This is a genomic window from Stenotrophomonas sp. STEN020 (assembly GCF_056760195.1).
The window spans coordinates 43,124-60,886 of record NZ_JBRREI010000027.1; the positions used below are offsets into that span (position 1 = coordinate 43,124).

Genomic DNA, 17,763 nt, shown 5'->3' on the forward strand with positions numbered 1-17,763 from the left:
ATTCCCGGCTTCAGCGAACCGGCATGCCCGGCAATGCGCCGCCATCGGCATCCAGCAGCGCCAGCGCGCCGCCGTCGAAACCGGCCGACAGGATCATGCCTTCGCTCAGGCCGAAGCGCATCTTGCGCGGGGCCAGGTTGGCGATGAACACCACGTTGCGGCCGACCAGTGCCTCCGGCTCGGCATAGCTACCACGGATGCCGGAGAAGATCTGCCGCTGGCCGAGGTCGCCGGCGTCCAGCAGGAAGCGCAGCAGCTTGTCCGAGCCTTCGACGAAACCGCACTCCAGCACCTTGCCGATACGCAGGTCGAGCTTGGCGAAATCGTCGATGCCGATATACGCGGAGGCTTCACCTTCGGCCTTGGCTTCGGCCTTCACTTCGACCTTGGCAGGCTTTTCGGCCTTGGCCGGCTTGGCTTCGGCAGCGGGCTGGGCGGCGAGGGTGTCCTTGGAGGCGTCGGTCATTGCGTCAATCATCTTGGTGTCGATACGGGTGAACAGCGCCACGTAGGCGGCGATGCTGTGTGCGGTCAGTGGCTTGGCGATGTCGTCCCAGCCATTCAACGGGGCGTTGAGGAAGCCTTCGGCCTGCAGCGCAGTGGCCGGCAGCACAGGCTTGAGGGCGGTGACCAGCACGCGGAACAGGTTCAGGCCCTGGGTGCAGACCGCCTGCAATTCAGCGTCGGCGCCTTCCTGCTTGGCGATGACCCACGGTTTGGTGTCGTCGATGTACTTGTTGGCTTCGTCGGCCAGCGTCATGGTCAGGCGGATGGCGGCCGCGGCGTCGTTACGCTCGTAGGCCTCGCGAACCGGTGCCAGCGCGGCGACAAAGCGGTCGTACTGGGCCGGGTCCGGCAGCACATCGGCCAGCTTGCCGTCGAAGCGCTTGGCGATGAAGCCAGCGCAGCGGCTGGCCAGATTGACGAACTTGCCGACCAGATCGGCGTTCACGCGGGCGGTGAAGTCGGTCAGGTTCAAATCCAGATCGTCGACGCCGCCGGAGGACTTGGCGGCGAAGTAATAACGCAGCGCCTCCGGTGCCAGGCCGGCATCCAGGTAGGTGCGGGCCATGATGAAGGTGCCGCGCGACTTGCTCATCTTGGCGCCGTCCACGGTCAGGTAGCCGTTGACGTGCAGCTTGGTCGGCGTGCGCAGGCCGCTGCCCTTCAACACTGCCGGCCAGAACAGGCCGTGGAAGTTGACGATGTCCTTGCCGAGGAAGTGGTGCAGTTCGGTGCTGCTGTCAGCTGCAAGCACGGCATCGAAGTCGTCGCCGGTCTTGGTGCACAGGTTCTTGAAGCTGGACAGGTAGCCGATCGGCGCGTCCAGCCACACGTAGAAGTACTTGCCCGGTGCACCCGGAATCTCGAAACCGAAGTAGGGCGCATCACGCGAGATATCCCACGCGCGCAGGCCGCCTTCGGCATCCAGCCACTCAGCCAGCTTGGCCTTCACGCCGGGCAGGGCCACGTCGCCAGCCAGCCATTCGCGCAGGAAGTCCTGGAAGCGGCCGACTTCGAAGAAGTAATGCTCCGAATCGCGCATTTCCGGGGTAGCTCCGGACACCACCGACTTCGGTTCGATCAGGTCGGTCGGGCCGTAGGTGGCGCCGCAGACTTCGCAGTTGTCGCCGTACTGGTCGGGCGACTTGCACTTGGGGCAGGTGCCCTTGATGTAGCGGTCGGGCAGGAACATGCCCTTGGCCGGGTCGTAGAACTGCGCCACCGAGCGACGGCTGATATGGCCGGCGGCGTCGAGTTTGGCGTACAGGGCCTCGGTCAGCTCGCGGTTGGTGGCCGAGTTGGTCGAGTCGTAATGGTCGAAATCCACGCCAAAGGCGGCGAAATCGCGCTCATGGCCGGCCTGGATGTTGGCGATGAAGGTTTCCGGGCTTACCCCGGCCTTCTCGGCGGCCAGCATGATCGGCGTGCCGTGGGTGTCGTCGGCGCAGACGTACCAGACCTTCTCGCCCATCATTCGCCGCGCACGCACCCAGATGTCGGCTTGGATGTAACCCACCAGGTGGCCGAGGTGCAGCGGGCCGTTGGCGTAGGGTAGGGCGTTGGTGACTAAGGCGTTGCGGGTCATGGCGATGGTTTGCAGCAGGGGACTGCAGATTATCGCATGGCTGAAAAGAAGCAGCCCCGGGAGACCGGGGCTGGGGCTTTGGGCTGGAGCTTGGCTTTGGCTTCGGCTGGCGCTTGCCAGACAGGGAGCGGAATCAGAGCTTTCCCTTCTCACGCTTGCGGGAGAAGAGCCTGTCCCCGCGAAGGCGGGGATGCCCCGAAGGGCGGATGAGGGGGGCTTTTGACTTCACGTAGCTAGAAGCTTCCCCTCACCCCAACCCCTCTCCCGCAGGCGGGAGAGGGGCTAAAGCAAGGGCCTCAAGCAGAAGCCCCAAGCAGAAGCCCCAAGCAGAAGCCTCAAGCAGAAGCCTCAAGCAGAAGCCTCAAGCAGAAGCCTCAAGCAGAAGCCTCAAGCAGAAGCCTCAAACCGCTTACTGGTCGCGCAGCCAAGTCTGGGTGCGGCAGATGAAGGCGATGCAACCGGACACGTCCAGCTTGCGGCCGTTGTCCACCAAGGCGACCTTGGAGCTGTAGGTCTTGCCCTTGGCCGGGTCCAGGATGGTGCCGTTGGCCCACTTGTTGGCGCCGTCCGGGCGGACGTTCCAGAGGATGGTCATGCCTTCGATCGGCTTGCCCTTGTTGGCGCCTTCACATTTGTTGCAGAGCGGATGCGGGCCATGCTCGGACTGCAGTACCTGCAGCACCTTGCCGCTGAGGGTGCCGTTGGCGGCCTGGGTGATTTCGACGATGGACTTCACCCGGCCGGTTTCGTCATCGATGGTGCGCCAGCGGCCGGCAGCGCTGTCACTGGCGCTGGCGGAGAAACCGGCGGCCAGCAGCGGCAGGGCCAGCAACAGGGTCTTGAAGGTAGTACGCATGTTTCCCCTCCCAGGGTGGGTTTGGTCAGCGGCCGGTGGCGCTGTTACGAGCCGAATGTAACCGCATTCGGTCCCGTACGGAATCCGCAGTGCAGCAGATTTCCGACATGTAGTGCCGAGCCATGCCCGGCAGGGGCTTTCCCGGTAATGCCCTGGAAGCGGCCCTCACCCCAACCCCTCTCCCGCAGGCGGGAGAGGGGCTTTAAGCAAGAGCAGGGGCTGTAGTGCCGAGCCATGCTCGGCAGGGGCTTTCCCGGTAATGCCCTGGAAGCGGCCCTCACCCCAACCCCTCTCCCGCAGACGGGAGAGGGGCTTTGAGCAAGAGCGCGGACTTTGCGCCTCTTTGGTTTACTGCACTGTCACCCGCTTGCGGTTGTCGGCCGAAACCCGGTCGATCAGCTTGTTGTACGGGTCGAAGCCGGCTTCGTCGGGCCGCTGGTCCACGGTGACCGTGATGCTGGGCGCGGCGGCGGTGATGTGATGACGCTGCAGGTACAGCACCTTCTCATCGCGTTCCTTGCCCGAGGCGCCCTTGGCGAACACACCGACCTCGATCCAGTCGTCCAGCGTGCCTGCGGTCTCCTTGCCCATGCCGTCGGCGTAACGTTTGTCGGCGTGCAGTTGCAGGGTCACTTCGTAGCGGCCGTCGGCGCGCTTCTTGGCATTGGCCTCGACCACGCGGTTGTCGTAGAAGCTGATCTTCTCAAACAGGTCGGTGATCAAAGCCTGCTGCTCGGGCTTGGCTTCTGCTCGGATGAAGTCCAGCAGTTCGGCCGAGGTGGTGTACGGCGGCTGCTGGAAGGCCTTGGCCTGGATGAAACGGGATAGCGCACGGTTCAGTGCTTCCTCGCCCATTTCCTCGCGCAGGCGGTAGAACACCAACGAAGCCTTCCGATAGTGGATGTACTGCTGGTTCTCGTTGCGATAGAGCGGTTGCTCTTCAACGTATTCACCGCCACGTTCTGACAAGTACCGATCCAACTCGGTCTTCAGGAATTGACGCATTTGACTGCGGCCGTATTCCTTTTCCATGACCATCAATGCCGAGTATTGGGAAAGTGACTCGGTCAGCATCGTCGCACCTTGGACGTTTGCGCTGATTACTTGATGTGCCCACCACTGGTGCGCCACTTCATGCGCGGTGACATAGAACACATAGTCAACATCATCCTTGTCGCGCAGGTCGGCGATGAAACCGATCGACTCCGAGTAGGGGATGGTGTTGGCAAAACTCTGCGCGAACGACTGGTAGCCCGGGAATTCGATGATGCGCACTTGCTTGTGCTGGTACGGGCTGAAGTTGGCCTCGTAATAGGCCAGTGACTTCTGCACACCTTCGATCATCCGGTCTACGTTGTACGGATGCTTGGCGTCGTAATAGATCTCGATCGGGATGTTCTTGTAGGTGGCCTTCTTCACTGTCCAGCGTGCCGACAGATAGGCGTAGAAGTTCAGCATCGGCCGGTCCATGGCGTAGCTGAAGCAGCGGCGGCCATCGCGTTTGAACTCCTTCTGCAGGTAGCCCGGTGCCAAGGCGATCTGGTCCGGTGCGGTGCAGATGGTGCTGCGGAAATCCAGCCAATCCGAATCGTTGGAGATATAGGTATTGGCGCGTGCGGCCTGATCCTCCAGCTTTGGCATGCGTGTCGGTTCGCCGAGGTCACGCTTGCGGCGCTCGTTGCGGTCGCCGATCTCTGCGCCGCTGTCGTAGCCGAAGGCCGGCAGTACACGGCTGTTGAAGAAGCTGCCGTTGTCGACGATCTGGCTCTGCGCCTGGTCGGCGGTGATGCCGTTGGGATGGATATCGACGGTGAAGCGGATGTCACGTTCCTCACCCGGTGCCATCGGTGTATCCAGATGGTAGATGCGGTAGCCCAGTTCCTCATCGTGGGTATTCAACTTGGCACCGCCCATCTCGATGTTGGCCAGTGTGCGGTCATCGCCCATCGCAACGTGGATGTCGGGGATCGCCGCCGAATGTGTATTGCGCACGCGGTAGACACCATCGATGCGCACCGATTGGGTTTCCGGGTGCAGGTCGACGTTGTTGTCGATGGCGACGATGCGTGGCTGCGGCAGGTCCTTGTACTTGCGGTATTCGCGTTCGTAACGGGCCTGGCGGTCCAACTGCTGGTCCGGCGAGACGAACTCGTTGCGGATGTTGGTGCTCCAGTACAGCCAGCCGCCGCAGGCGATGAAGGCCAGCGTGGCGCCCGCCAGGCCTGCCCCCAGCGGACCGCGCAGGCGCTGCTTGGCCAGACGCAGGCGTTGCCGCCAACCCGAATCCACACCGCGTACCCACAGGGCTGCGCACAGCAACAGCAATGCCAGCAGGAACAGCGCCCAATAGCCCTGGAAGGCCAGCTGCCCGGTCAGGAAGTGACCATAACCATTCATGTCCGAATACGGTGCATTCGGCCAGCTACCGAAGTTGTACAGGTTCTGGGTGTAGTCGAGCATGCCCAGCACCGACTGCCCGATCAGCAACAGGATCAGCAGGGCGTACCCCATGAACTTGTTGTTGCTCAGTACCTGCAGTACCAGCGCCATGCCGCCCATCAGGATGTAGACCACCGAGTCCAGCGCCAGTGTCTTGAAGTACAGCAGCGGCTCGATCTGGGTATAACCCTTGCTCAGCTGGATGGCGATGGCGGTAACTCCGCCGACCGCTTGGAACGCCAATACCACTGCGATCAGGGTCAGGAACTTGCCCAGCAGCGGCACCCAGTTCGGTACCGGCATGGCATCGCTGATGCCAGCGATACGCGCGCTGCGTTCACGCCAGACCAGTTCGCCCGCGTAGAACAGCACGATGAAGATCAGTACGAAACTGAAGCTGCCTTGCAGTGCCTCCAGCATCTGCGAAGTGACCGGCCAACTGGGTGTGCCGTACATGGTGCGACGGTGCAAGGCGGTGGGGATGAAATTGGCCATCGCCAAGGCCAGCAATACCAGGAATGGAACGCCGCGGAAGACGCCTTTTGTATCGAAGGCAACTTGTTGCAGCAGTTGCCGCCAGCCCGTGCCTGTTGTGAAGGCAGGCGTCGTCTTTGGAACGTTGACACTGGTGTTCCTGCGTTCGGAGCTGATCGCAGCGGCGATTTTGTTGCCGCGCTTGCGTCCGGTGCCACTGCGCTCGATGCGGAACAGCGCGAAGGTTGCGGCATACAAAATGGCGGTGACGCTCAACCACAATAGGCGGTTCTCCAGCAGATATCCGCTGAAAGCGGGTAGGCCCGTATTGCTCTCTTCCGCCGACCAGTAGCGCATCGCCAGCCCTAGAGGACGCAGGCCGAATGGATCAAGCAGCGCAACGATGTGGCGGTTGTCGACATCTGCCAGAAGGCTGCCGCTGACGAAATACAGCACAAAGAACGCTATGACGCCAATGTAAACCCAGAGAATACTGCGGGTAACTACCGCTAGTAGTGACAGCAATGAGGTTGCGAACAGTAGGTTTGGCACCAGCATGATGCAGAACGACCAAAAATACGGTCGCAATGACACGGGGCCGAGTCGGGCGGAATCGATCCATGGCATGAACTGTGCCACGAAGGTGCCGATGGCGATGACCACGTACATCATCAGGCTGGCAATCAGTGCCGCGCCTATGCGGCCGAGAAGATAGTGACGACGTTTGATGGGACTTGAAAAGATCAACTCGTCTGTATTCAGATCGAAATCGCGAAGCAGGGCGTTGCTGACGAACAACGTTACAACCAACAAACCCAGCATCGAAAATACAGCCAGGAAAAACGCAATAACCGACGGTGCATTGCGGTGCACATTGCCGATGCCACCACCGATCTGGATGGCATCGCTGGAGGCAGCGCCGAAGGCGAGCAGCGCGAGCAGTACCGCAAGCAGCCACAATAATGGAGAACGCAGCTGCTCACGCAGCTCGAAGCGCAGGAAGGCGAGGGTCATGGTCGTCTCCGTCAGGCGGTCTGCGCCTGCAGACGCAGGCGCTGGAAGTAGACGTCCTCGAGACCCGGCGCTACCGGTTCGAAGCCTGCTTCAGGGCAGTTGTCGGCGAACACGTGGATCACCGGATGGCCCCCAACCAATCGTGTCGACAGCACCGTGAAACGGGCTTCGTACTCCGGCAGCGCGGCCTTGGCCACCTGCTTGCGCCATACCTGTGCCTGCAAGGCACCGATGGCGTCGGCTGGGCGCCCGGTCAGCAGCACCTCGCCCTTGTTCATGATGGCCATGGTCGGGCACAGGTCGGTGACGTCTTCGACGATGTGGGTGGACAGGATCACCGCCACGTTCTCGCCGATCTCGGCCAGCAGGTTGAGGAAACGGTTGCGCTCTTCCGGGTCCAGGCCGGCGGTGGGCTCATCGACGATCACCAGTTGCGGGTTGCCGAGCAGGGCCTGGGCAATGCCGAAGCGCTGGCGCATGCCGCCGGAATAAGTGCCCAGCTTGCGCTTGCGTGCATCCCACAGATTCACCTGTTGCAGCAGGCCTTCAACCACTTCCTTGCGCTGCTTGCGCGCGGTCAGGCCCTTGAGCACAGCGAAATGGTCGAGCAGATCGAGCGCGCTGACTTTCGGGTATACGCCGAAATCCTGTGGCAGGTAGCCGAGCTTGCGGCGCAGTGCGTCCTTGTCGCGCAGGATGTCGATGCTGGCGCCATCGGCGGTGGTCAGCGTGGCACTGCCTGCATCGGCCTCCTGCAGGGTGGCCAGGGTGCGCATCAAGGATGATTTGCCTGCACCATTGGGGCCGAGCAGGCCGAACATGCCGCGCGGGATGTCGAGATCGACGTTTTTCAGTGCTTGTACGCCATTGGCGTAGGTCTTCGACAAACCTCGGATCTGCAGCATGGGGACCGAACCTCTCCTTGGATGATGGCTGTCACATTCAGCTACAGCCGGGTTCCGGGCAATGCGCCGGAAGTCATTAGGACCAGGGACGTGGTTACGGTCGGAATGTGACCTGTTGTTGCGCCCTCCCTTTGGCCGAAGGCCAAGGGGAGGGTTGGGGAAGGGGTGGCTTTATCGCTTCTGATCTTTTGCCTTGGCTTCGCGGCTTACGCCGCTCCCACAATCTGAGGCGCTGATGTGTTGCTGGGAAAGCCTCTGCCGAGCATGGTTCTACGCTCCCTCCCTTGCGCCGTAGGCGTAGGGGAGGGTTGGGGAGGGGTTAGCTCTATCGCTGTTGATCTTGCTTTGGCTTTGAGGTTTACGCCGGTCATACAATCCGTTGCGCGGATGTGTTGCCGGGAAAGCCTCTGCCGAGCATGGCTCGGCACTACAGGTCCCGCTCCTGCTTAAAGCCCCCCTCCCGCCCGCGGGGTGAAGGAGGGGCGTGTACGAACCACTGGTTCGTGCCCATTCTGAACGACCTTGCGCTGGCGCAAGGGCTGGGGCGCGGAGCGGGGGTTGGGGTGAGGGGGGCTTTTCGCGGGGAAAGCCTCTGCCGAGCATGGCTCGGCACTACCGGGCTGGCGTCTCGTAGAGTTCCAGCGGTAGGTCGTCGGGGTCGGCGAAGAAGGTGAAGCGGCGGCCGGTGAATTCGTCCACGCGGATTGGTTCGCAGGCAACGCCTTCGTGCTGCAGATGGGCGACCACTTCATCCAGTGCTGCAACGCGGAAGGCGAGGTGGCGCAATCCACAGGCTTCAGGTCGGCTGGGGCGTGCGGGAGGGTTCGGGAAGGAGAACAGTTCCAGCTGGCTGCCATCGGGCAGGCGCAGGTCGAGCTTCCACGAGTCACGCTCGCTGCGGTAGTTCTCGGCAATCACTTCCAACCCGAGGATGCGCACATAGAAATCCCGCGAACGCGCGTAATCCGCCGCAATCACCGCAACATGGTGGATGCCAAGCAGACTCATCGCGCGGCATCCAGCCAGCGCCGTGCGATGTCGATGGCCAACGCATAGGGTTCGGGTTCGTTGCGGTTGCTCAACACGATCACCGTCAGCTTCTGCGTGGGGTAACGCACGATCACATTGCGGAAGCCGATGCTCTCGCCGCTATGCCATAGCGCATCGCCATTGATGCGCCAGCCAAAGCCATAGAACGGCACGTCGGGTTCGTTGGTTTTCGTTGCCGGGCTGAAGGCCAGTTTCAGCGACGTTGCTTTCAACAGGCGCTCGTCGTACAACGCCGCATCCCACTTGGCCAGGTCGTCGATGGAAGAATAGATGCCGCCATCGCCGAGCACGGCACTGGTGGTGCTCTGGTCGGTGCGCTGCCAGCGACCATCGATCTGGCTGTAGCCGTAGGCGCGATTGGGCACCTCATCGACGCCGTCCTGATGTGCGTAGGTGTTGCTCATGCCCAGCGGCAGGAAAATGCGTTGGCGCAGGAAGCTGGCGAAGTCGCTGCCTGAGGCCTTGCCCACCACCAGTGCCAGCAAGGCATAGCCGCTGTTGCTGTAGCGGTAGTCGCTGCCGGGTGTGAAGTATGTACGGTTCTCTTTCTGCAGCAGTTGCAGCACGTCGACGTCGTGGACCTGACGGGTATCGGCCGGATCCATCAGCTCTTCGTAGTCGAGCAGGCCGCTGGTGTGGCTGAGCAGCTGCCGCAGGGTCATCGTATCGGCCACTGCCGGCAGGCTGGGCAGCCACTTCTTCACTGGGTCGTCGATGCCCAGTTTGCCGTCTTCGGCCAGCAGCAGGACCGCCGCGGCGGTGAACTGCTTGCTGACCGAGGCCAGGCGGAAGTTGCTGGCCGGAGTTGCGGCCGTGCCGTCTTCCAGTACCGCCAGTCCGTAGCTGCGGCGGAACGCGGGCTGGCCGTCTTTCAACACCAGCACCGAAGCGCCGGGCACCTGGCCGTCGTAGCGCTGCATCAAACCATCGATACCCGGATCAGGTGGAGCCAAGGTCACTGCCCCGGCAAGGCTGGAGCACGCGAACAGGCAGAGCAGGGCAAGTCGGGGTTTCCAGCGCGGCATGGTGGCTCCTTGGCAGGTGATCAGGCTTTCTTGCTGGCGATCCAACGGTCGATCTTGGCCTCAAGGATTTCCAGCGGCATGGAACCGTCCTTGAGAACTTCGTGATGGAACTCGCGCGGGTCGAAGCGATCACCGAGCGCGGCCTTGGCCTTTTCGCGCAACAACCGAATTTTGATTTCGCCTACGCGGTAGGCCAGGGTCTGGCCGGGCAAGGCCATGAAGCGCTCGACCTCGGAGGCGGCATCGGCGGCTGGAATATCGGCATTCTTGACCATGTACTCAGTGGCCTGCTGACGGCTCCAGCCAGCAGCATTGAGACCGGTGTCGGCGACCAGCCGCACGGTGCGCAGCAAGGTGGTCTGCAGATAGCCAAGTTGGTCGTAGGGGTCGTTGTACAGGCCGAGCTCCTGGCCCAAGGACTCGGCGTACAACCCCCAACCCTCGACATAGGCCACATCGCCACCGAGACGTCGGAAGCGCGGCAACGCGGTCAGTTCCTGCTGCGCACCCAGCTGGTAGTGATGGCCGGGAATGGCTTCGTGCAGGTATTGCATGGTCACTGCCCAGCGCTTGCGTGAGGGCAGGTCACTGGTATTGACGTAAAGCACACCCGGCTGTTGACCATCGGCACTGCCAGGCTGATAGCTGGCAGCGCTGGAAGTTGCGGCGCGTTCAGCCTCGACGGCCTTGATTTCCAAGCTGGCCTTGGGCCGTTCGTTAAACAGTGCTGGCACCGCGGCATGTACCCGAACGCCAGTCTCGGCATAACGGGCCAGCAGGGCATTGGCGTCGCGGAACACGAACTGGCGGTCGTTGCGCATCGCATTGAAGGCTTTCTGCTGCGAGCCGCGGATCTTGGCCTGCTTCATTACCGCATCGATGCGCGCCTGCAGGTCCTTGACCTCCTGCTCGCCCAGAGCGTGGATCTCGGCCGGTGTGCGGGCCGGCGAGGTACTGCTGGCAACATTGTGTGCATACCAGGCGCTGCCGTTGGGCAGGGCGGCCATGCCATCGGTGCTGCGCGCGGCGGCCATGTACTCGGTAGCGATGAAGCCGCGCAGCGAACGATAGGCCGGCATGATCCGGTTCTCGATCATGCGCTTGTATTCGGCAGTGAGCCTGGCCTTGTCCTGCGCGGAGAACTCCGCCGGCATATTGCGGATCGGGCCCCAGAACAGGCTCTCCTCAGCGGTGGGCTTGATCACCGCGTCGAGCTGAGGCAGTACTTTTTCCATCAAGGCGCGCGGCTGCACAACGCCTGCGGCCTTGCCTTCGCGCATGTTGGCGATGGCCTGGTCGAACAGTGGCGGAATGCCGAGCGAGCGCTTGGACCAGTTCTCGTAGTCCTTGACGGTGCGGAACGGCTGCGCGCCAGCGCCGGAGCCCAACACCGCGATGATGCTGGACAGGTTGTAGTACTGATTGATCGGTAGCATCCAGGTCGGGTATTGCTCGCCGGCCAAGGAGACTTGCGCGTCGCGCACGAAAATTTCGTAGCTCAGCAGGTCCTGGCCCTGCAGGCCGGTGGCGCCGACGGCTTGGACCTTGCCCAGCCACTCGACCATGAAATCATGTGATTGCTGGCGCGAGGCCGAGGACAGGAAGTTGGGGAGCTGGTCGTTGTAGCGCGGATCACCCTGGAAGGTGGCCTGCAGCGGGTTCAGCCGCATCGAGGCATCCCAGTACTCGTCATAGATGCGGTTGAGCTTGGCGGCGTTGTCCTGCTTGATCGGCAATGGCACGGCTGCCGGCCGGCGTGGGGCCGGGCGCGGGGTGCTGCGCGGCTTGGGCTTGGCGGCGCGGCTCTGCGGCGCTGACTGGCGCTGGCTTTTCTTCTTGGCCGCGTCGGCAGGGGCCGCGACGGACAGCGTCATGATCGTGGCAATAGCAAGCGCGAGCAGGCGCAACGGGCTGTAAGGCATCAGGTGTTCCGCAAATACATCGACCCGGGAGCTTGCCCGATATCAGCGGAGACGACCAGCCGTGGCGCGGATGAACACGCGCCGGTGATACAGCTTTGGTTATGCCCCATGCCCTGCGGCGGCTGCCGCAAGGCATGGGATGGACCTACTGGTCGACCGAACGGGTGAATGGGACGCTGTCCGGGGCAACTGCGCCACCGGAAATGATGAAGCTCATGGCCTGATCCACCGTCCAGTCGGTGGGCGTGAGCATCTCCACCGGAACGATTTCCAGATAGCCGGAGGTCGGGTTGGGGGTGGTGGGTACGTACACGGCAGCCAGTTCCCGGCCGGTGCCCTGTTCCTTGAGCACCCGGGTGACCAGACCAATGGACTTCATGTCACGGTGCGGGAAGTCGATCAGCACCACGCGCTGGGTGCTGCCGGGTTTGGTCTGCAGGATGTCCAGCAGCTTCTTGGCGCTGTCATAGATGATGCTGGCCAGCGGAATGCGGCGGATCACTGCACCAAACCAGCGCAGCAGCTGTTGGCCGATGACCCGGCGGCTGAGGATGCCGACCAGCAGGATCACCAGGAGGGTGGCTAGCAGGGCGGTGATGTCCTGCATCCATTCGACCTTGATCCAGCCCAGATAATCGGGGAACGAGGCGGCAATGCGCTCGGACAACGGCACGATCAGCGGACTGCTGATGCCAGAGAGCAGGACGAACACGAATTTGACGACCACCCAGGTCAACCAGATCGGCAGCAGGGTCAGCAGGCCGGTAAGGAAAAGACGTTGCAGGGAGGGGCGGGGGGCGGGGGAGACGGCTTCGGGCGACATCCGCGAATTGTAGCGTTCGGGTGTGTTCCGTATGTGCGCCGCTGAACGCTGGAGCGGCTGCGTTCAGAGAAATCTGTGTTGCCGTCTTGGCTCAGTCCGGTTTGCGTGCGTCCGGCTTGAGTCGCACATAGACCTGCTTGCGCACCCTTGCCACCACCTCGCCGCTGGCATCGAGTACCTCGTTCTCGAACCAGTGCAGGTATTTGTCGCCGTTGGAGGTGGCGGCCTTGACCTCCTCCAGCGTGGCGTCGTCCAGCCGGAACTCGGTCCACACCACGCCACGGCCGGGCTTGAGGAACTCGATGCTGCCGGCCTTGTCCCAGACGAAGTAGCGGCTGCCCATGTTCTGCAGCAGGCACAGCATCCAGAACGGGTCGGTCATCGCGAACAGGCTGCCGCCGAAATGGGTGCGCACGTAGTTCACGTTCCACGGTCGCTGCCGCAGCTCGACCCGCACGTAACGGTAGTCGGCGCTGATGGCGGTGACGTGGATGCCGGCGAACAGGAACGGAGGCCACAGATTGATTCCGCGGCGGAACAGGCTGGCTTTCATTGTGCGAGCAGACGGACGGGGGAGTCGGAGTCTAGCATTCGCAGGCGTATGGAAAGACTCAGTTCGGCCAGGGCGGGGCGATGCGGTAGCCATCGCGACCGGCCTGCTTGGCCTGGTACAAGGCGGCGTCGGCGGCCTCGAACAGGCGTGCCGGACCGTCGTCGGGGCCGGGCAGCACGCTGCAAACGCCGATGGTGACGGTGGTCCTGGTCTTGCTGTGGAGAGCCTTGTCGACCGGAATGCTGAGCTGGCGCACACGGCTGATCAAGCTCTGCACCAACTGCTCGGCGCCAGCCGGCGGGGTGTCGGGCAGGATCAGGGCGAACTCGTCACCACCGAAGCGCGCGGCAAGGTCGCGCGGGCGTCGCGCCATATCCTCGATGGTGCGGCCCAGATAGCGCAGCAGGCGATCACCGACGTAATGCCCGTGGCTGTCATTGCAGCTTTTGAAGTGATCGACGTCGATCAGCAGCAGGGTCAAGGGGCGGCCGCTACGGCGGGCGGCATCGGTCTCTCGCCGCAGCGTCTCTTCAAAGCGCATGCGGTTGGCCAGGCCGGTGAGCGGGTCGCGGTTGGCTTGGCGGCGCCAGTAGCGCATCTGCCATAGCGTCCAGAATAAAAGTATGCCGATGAAGCCCGCGGTCGCCGCAAACGGAGCGAACCATAGATTCGCGCCATGTAGCAGAGCAAGGCTCAGCAATATGGGGGCGGGGATGGCCAATGCGCCCAGCAGCCAGCGCTGACGGATGGCGGAGGTGATGCCCAGCGCGCCCAGTACCACCAGCGCAATGGTGATTGCAGTCTGCAGCAGCGGTGGCAGCGGACGGATGGCATTGCCGGCCAGCAACATCGAAGCGACGTTGGCTTGATACTCGCTGCCGCTCATCCAGTTGTCGCGCGACGTCGGGGTGAGCAGGCGCGGCGCGATGCCGCTGGCGGTCATGCCGACAATGACCAGACGGTCCTTCAGCAGATCGTTGGGTATCCGGCCCTCAAGCACGTCGATATAGGACATCTGCGGAAAGCTGCCGGGAGGCCCGGCATAGCGCAGTCGCACGTAGTGATCGCGATGCCATTGATAGGGAGAGCGGGCCCGTGGCGCAGGATCGACCATGCCCGGCAACGGCTCGTTGATTCCGGCCAGCGCGGCACCCAGTGCAGGCCAATGTGGCGAGCCGATGCCGGCCTTGAGATAGACGCCGCGTGCAACGCCGTCACCATCCACTTCGATATCGGTGTGTGCAAGCGTGGCTGCCGCTTTGGCAATGGCAGGTACGGGCAGCAGTTCCTCGGGGACCGCTTCGTCGCTGGCTGGTGCTGCCAGTACCGGCAGCACGACCCGCCCATTGCGGCGGATCGCGGCGGCCAAGGCATTGTCCTGGCTGGCGTCCTTGCGGTCGGCGTCGGGCAGCATCAAGTCCAGCGCGACACGCTCCGCGCCCGCTTGATGCAGGCGATCCAGCAGCCGCGCATGAACGCTTCGCGGCCACGGCCATTGGCCCAGTTGCTGCAGGCTGCGGTCATCGATGGCGATGATCGCCAGGCGGGGGTCGGGCGGGTATTCCCAGTCGCCCACCAACAGGTCGTAGCTGGCGACATCCTGCTGCCAGAACACCCGGGCATGGCTGAGCCAGCCGACCAGCAGCGCACAGCCCAGTACAAACAACAGCCGGACCTGCCAGCGCGGTCGTAGTGGCCTCATAAGGCGAGCAGCAACAAGGCGCCTGCGCCGACGCCATAGCAAAGCCGGCAGCGTAGCTGGATCTGCTGCGGCGTCGAGAATGTGCCGGCATAGCCGTCGTCTTCGATGCTCTGCACGCGGACATGCAGGGTGCCGCCACGCCAGGGTTGCTTGAGTGCGATCTCGGGAATATCCACCTGTTCATCCAGCAGCAGTCGCGAGAAGTCCGCCTTGCGCGAGATCTGCACGCGATAGTGCTGGGCGGCGTTGTCGGCCGGCCAGCGCAGGGTCAGCAGGCCTTTGTGGTCTCTTGCCGAGTCCAGTGGCGTCGCAACGGGCACATCGCTGAGTTGCAGTGGCAATGCCTGACCGTAGCGGCCGGGGTTGTTGTCGCCATCAATTGAGGCCAGTCGCCAGAAATAGTTCCCAGCCGGCAGTGGGCTGCCGATACGCAACTGCTGGTTGCCGGCCTGTTGTTCGACCAATGGTTCCAGGAAGTCTGGATTGTCTGCGATCTGCAGCAGGCTGGCAGTGGCGCCAGCAACCTTGGCCCACTGGAAGCGCGGCTGCAGCTGATGCACGGTCTGCCCATGCAGCGGCGCCAGCGTCAACGGCGCGGGCAGGCCTTCAGGCACCAGGAAATCATGCTCGGCATCCAGACCTTCGACGCCATCGGTGTCGATGGCGCGTACCAGCAGACGCAGTTGCCCCGGCGGCAAGCTGTCGATGCGGATCTGCGGCTCTGTCAGCTCGCGGGCGAACAGTACAACATCTGGCGTCGCCGCAAGCACTACCTCTACCCGGTAACGTCTGGCCGCATCCAGCGGTTGCCAGGCAGCCAGCAGCGGCAGTGGTTGCAGCCGTAATTGTGACTCAAGCAGCTGTGGGGCTGGCAGCAGTTGTTGCGGCTGTGTCGGCGCGCTGCCCGCTGCGCGGACCAGGGTTGCATGGCCGCCACCAATCAGCCGTTGGCCGGCGCGATTGCCCACCTGCACGCGCCCCTGGACGACCTCGGTGGCTGCCGGACTGTCTTCGTCGCCGGCGTTTACCCGGAACAAGGTGCCGCGCACGCTGCTGGTCGCGGTCGGGGCGGTGATGATATAGCGCGATGCCGGCCCGCGCGCTGGCGTCACCTGGTTGCTGCTGCGTCCGCGCTGCAGGCGCATGCGAGTGTCAACCATGCCAGTGGCGCCATAGCTGCTGAGCTGGTCGAGCTGCAACAGTGAGTTCTCACGTAGCTGCAAGCGTGAATTGTCGGCAAAGCTGAGGGTGACGCTGGCGTCGTCACCGGTCTGCAGCTGGCTGCCGATCGGTAGCAGCATGTTGGCCTGCAAGGCGCGCGTGCCGTAGACCGGATCGCTCACCTGGGCCTGACCGCGCAATGCGACCACCCGGGCCGGTGCCGGCTGTACGCGCAACCAGGCAATAGGGAAGCGCAGGTTCTGACCGGGCGCGAGCCGGTACGGATCGGCAATCCTGTTATGTGCCTGCAGCTGCTGCCACTGCACATCGGCCTTCAGGTAGCGTGCGCCCAGGTCCCACAAGGTGTCACCGGGGCGTGCGCGGTAGTTCCAGTCCTGTGCGCTGGCCAGCGTTGTCCAGCACAGCAGCAACGCAGCTACTGCCAGCTGCAGCAGGGATGGGCGAACGTCGATGTTTCTCACGGCCACTTTGGCTCCAAAAACGCGTGTCCGTTACGCTGACATCGTGCTGATTGCAACTTCATCGTCGTGCGTTCCTGGGCGCCGTGGCGGGGGCCACGGCGGGATCATCCACGATGGGCCGTCAATTTTCGTGCAATTGACACGCAAATTGAACTGTCTGGCCTGAAGTTAAAACAGTAGCGAAGACATCTTGCGGCGGTAGCGGCCCACCAGGTCTTCGTCTTCGATCACCCGGAACGCGTCGATCAGCGCTTTCTTGGGCAGGCTGTCGCGGAAGCTGCGGTCGATGCGCAGCATTTCGATGAACTGCTCCAACGCGGCTTCATCCTCGCCTGCCAATAGATGCTGGATGCCCAGCAGGTATCGCGCTTCCAGGTCATTGCCGTCGGCCTGTACGCGTGCAGCCAGTACATCGCCGGCTGGGGCGTCCTGCAAGGCGGCGGCAAAGTCGAGGCGCGCGCGCGCGCGGATGGCGCGGTCGTCAGTGGCGAGGTTGGCCGGCAGGCCGTCCAACAGCTGCCCGGCCTCGCTGGTTGCACCGGTCTTGAGCAGTGCCAAAGCCAGGTCGAGTTTCAGCTCGGCCTTGTCCGGCTCGGCGGTAATGGCATCGCGCAATGCGGCGACTTCGGCCTGCGGGTCCAGCGGCAGTGCCTGGGTTTCTTCTTCGACGGCAGCAGCCGCCTCAGCCGGCATGACACCGTGCTGGGTCAGGAATTCACGCAGCTGGCCCTCGGGCATCGCGCCGGGGAAGCCATCGACGATCTGTCCGTCCTTGATCAGGAAAACGGTGGGTACCGAGCGGATCTGGAAGGCGGCAGCAACCTGTTGCTCCTTGTCGACATCGACCTTGGCCAGCTCGAAAGCGCCGTTGTATTCGCCGGCGAGCTTCTCCAGGATCGGCCCCAGGCTCTTGCATGGGCCGCACCAGGTGGCCCAGAAGTCAACCAGCACCGGGGTCTGCATGGATTTCTGCAGGACTTCGGCCTCGAAGGTCTCGGTGGTGGCCTCGAATACGTGGGGGAGATCGCTCATGGCTGGCTACGTTGCTGTCAGGAACGTCCTTTATGGCGACGGCGGGGCGGGTTCTCAACCTCTTTGGGTACTGGTGCTGGGAATAGAAGGTGCGGCGGGTTGCAGGGCAGCAGGCACCGGGCTTTGCAGATAGTGCTCGTAGTGCCGAGCCATGCTCGGCAGGAGCTTTACCGGCAATGTCAGGTAGTGCCGAGCCATGCTCGGCAGGAGCTTTACCGGTCAGGCCCCTGCCGAGC

At 63.1% G+C, this 17,763-nt stretch carries 12 protein-coding genes; all 12 read right to left on the bottom strand.

What is annotated here, in order from left to right; all coding sequences use genetic code 11:
- Positions 1-10: 10 nt before the first annotated feature.
- Positions 11-2,089 carry a methionine--tRNA ligase gene (metG, locus tag ACVOLZ_RS12760; protein ID WP_481516477.1) on the bottom strand — a complete coding sequence of 693 codons (2,079 nt, stop codon included), beginning with the start codon at positions 2,087-2,089 and terminating at the stop codon, positions 11-13.
- A gap of 409 nt (positions 2,090-2,498) precedes the next feature.
- Positions 2,499-2,945, bottom strand: coding sequence for a DUF2147 domain-containing protein (locus ACVOLZ_RS12765; protein ID WP_481516478.1), 447 nt, complete (start codon positions 2,943-2,945; stop codon positions 2,499-2,501).
- Positions 2,946-3,293: 348 nt separating this feature from the next.
- The gene (locus tag ACVOLZ_RS12770) at positions 3,294-6,872 is read right to left on the bottom strand and encodes an ABC transporter permease/M1 family aminopeptidase (RefSeq protein WP_481516479.1); all 3,579 of its coding nucleotides are present in this window, start codon (positions 6,870-6,872) and stop codon (positions 3,294-3,296) included.
- Positions 6,873-6,883: 11 nt separating this feature from the next.
- Positions 6,884-7,777, bottom strand: a complete 894-nt coding sequence (locus tag ACVOLZ_RS12775) for an ABC transporter ATP-binding protein (RefSeq protein WP_481516480.1) — start codon at positions 7,775-7,777, stop codon at positions 6,884-6,886.
- A gap of 612 nt (positions 7,778-8,389) precedes the next feature.
- Entirely contained in the window at positions 8,390-8,785 is a 396-nt protein-coding gene (gene gloA2 / locus ACVOLZ_RS12780; RefSeq protein WP_481512571.1) for an SMU1112c/YaeR family gloxylase I-like metalloprotein, read from the bottom strand.
- Entirely contained in the window at positions 8,782-9,852 is a 1,071-nt protein-coding gene (locus tag ACVOLZ_RS12785) for a serine hydrolase domain-containing protein (protein ID WP_481516481.1), read from the bottom strand. Before ACVOLZ_RS12785 ends, gloA2 begins: the two co-directional genes overlap by 4 nt.
- 20 nt (positions 9,853-9,872) lie before the next feature.
- Positions 9,873-11,774: a DUF885 domain-containing protein gene (locus ACVOLZ_RS12790; RefSeq protein ID WP_481516482.1), complete on the bottom strand. Its 1,902-nt coding sequence runs from the start codon at positions 11,772-11,774 to the stop codon at positions 9,873-9,875.
- A gap of 145 nt (positions 11,775-11,919) precedes the next feature.
- Positions 11,920-12,597 carry a DUF502 domain-containing protein gene (locus ACVOLZ_RS12795; protein ID WP_481516483.1) on the bottom strand — a complete coding sequence of 226 codons (678 nt, stop codon included), beginning with the start codon at positions 12,595-12,597 and terminating at the stop codon, positions 11,920-11,922.
- 91 nt (positions 12,598-12,688) lie between these two features.
- The gene (locus tag ACVOLZ_RS12800) at positions 12,689-13,150 is read right to left on the bottom strand and encodes a DUF4442 domain-containing protein (protein ID WP_481516484.1); all 462 of its coding nucleotides are present in this window, start codon (positions 13,148-13,150) and stop codon (positions 12,689-12,691) included.
- Between the two features lie 58 nt (positions 13,151-13,208).
- Positions 13,209-14,852: a CHASE2 domain-containing protein gene (locus ACVOLZ_RS12805; protein WP_481516485.1), complete on the bottom strand. Its 1,644-nt coding sequence runs from the start codon at positions 14,850-14,852 to the stop codon at positions 13,209-13,211.
- Positions 14,849-16,501, bottom strand: coding sequence for a FecR family protein (locus ACVOLZ_RS12810; RefSeq protein WP_481516486.1), 1,653 nt, complete (start codon positions 16,499-16,501; stop codon positions 14,849-14,851). Before ACVOLZ_RS12810 ends, ACVOLZ_RS12805 begins: the two co-directional genes overlap by 4 nt.
- A 162-nt stretch (positions 16,502-16,663) precedes the next feature.
- Complete coding sequence (gene trxA, locus ACVOLZ_RS12815) at positions 16,664-17,527, bottom strand: thioredoxin (protein WP_481516487.1); 864 nt, start codon at positions 17,525-17,527, stop codon at positions 16,664-16,666.
- Positions 17,528-17,763: the final 236 nt, after the last annotated feature.

Excerpts from the sequence above, each read along its gene's own strand:
- trxA (WP_481516487.1), bottom strand. The coding sequence starts at position 17,527 with ATGAGCGATCTCCCCCACGTATTCGAGGCCACCACCGAGACCTTCGAG.
- ACVOLZ_RS12800 (WP_481516484.1), bottom strand. The coding sequence starts at position 13,150 with ATGAAAGCCAGCCTGTTCCGCCGCGGAATCAATCTGTGGCCTCCGTTC.
- ACVOLZ_RS12785 (WP_481516481.1), bottom strand. The coding sequence starts at position 9,852 with ATGCCGCGCTGGAAACCCCGACTTGCCCTGCTCTGCCTGTTCGCGTGC.
- ACVOLZ_RS12775 (WP_481516480.1), bottom strand. The coding sequence starts at position 7,777 with ATGCTGCAGATCCGAGGTTTGTCGAAGACCTACGCCAATGGCGTACAA.
- ACVOLZ_RS12805 (WP_481516485.1), bottom strand. The coding sequence starts at position 14,852 with ATGAGGCCACTACGACCGCGCTGGCAGGTCCGGCTGTTGTTTGTACTG.
- ACVOLZ_RS12770 (WP_481516479.1), bottom strand. The coding sequence starts at position 6,872 with ATGACCCTCGCCTTCCTGCGCTTCGAGCTGCGTGAGCAGCTGCGTTCT.
- ACVOLZ_RS12765 (WP_481516478.1), bottom strand. The coding sequence starts at position 2,945 with ATGCGTACTACCTTCAAGACCCTGTTGCTGGCCCTGCCGCTGCTGGCC.
- gloA2 (WP_481512571.1), bottom strand. The coding sequence starts at position 8,785 with ATGAGTCTGCTTGGCATCCACCATGTTGCGGTGATTGCGGCGGATTAC.
- ACVOLZ_RS12795 (WP_481516483.1), bottom strand. The coding sequence starts at position 12,597 with ATGTCGCCCGAAGCCGTCTCCCCCGCCCCCCGCCCCTCCCTGCAACGT.
- ACVOLZ_RS12790 (WP_481516482.1), bottom strand. The coding sequence starts at position 11,774 with ATGCCTTACAGCCCGTTGCGCCTGCTCGCGCTTGCTATTGCCACGATC.
- metG (WP_481516477.1), bottom strand. The coding sequence starts at position 2,089 with ATGACCCGCAACGCCTTAGTCACCAACGCCCTACCCTACGCCAACGGC.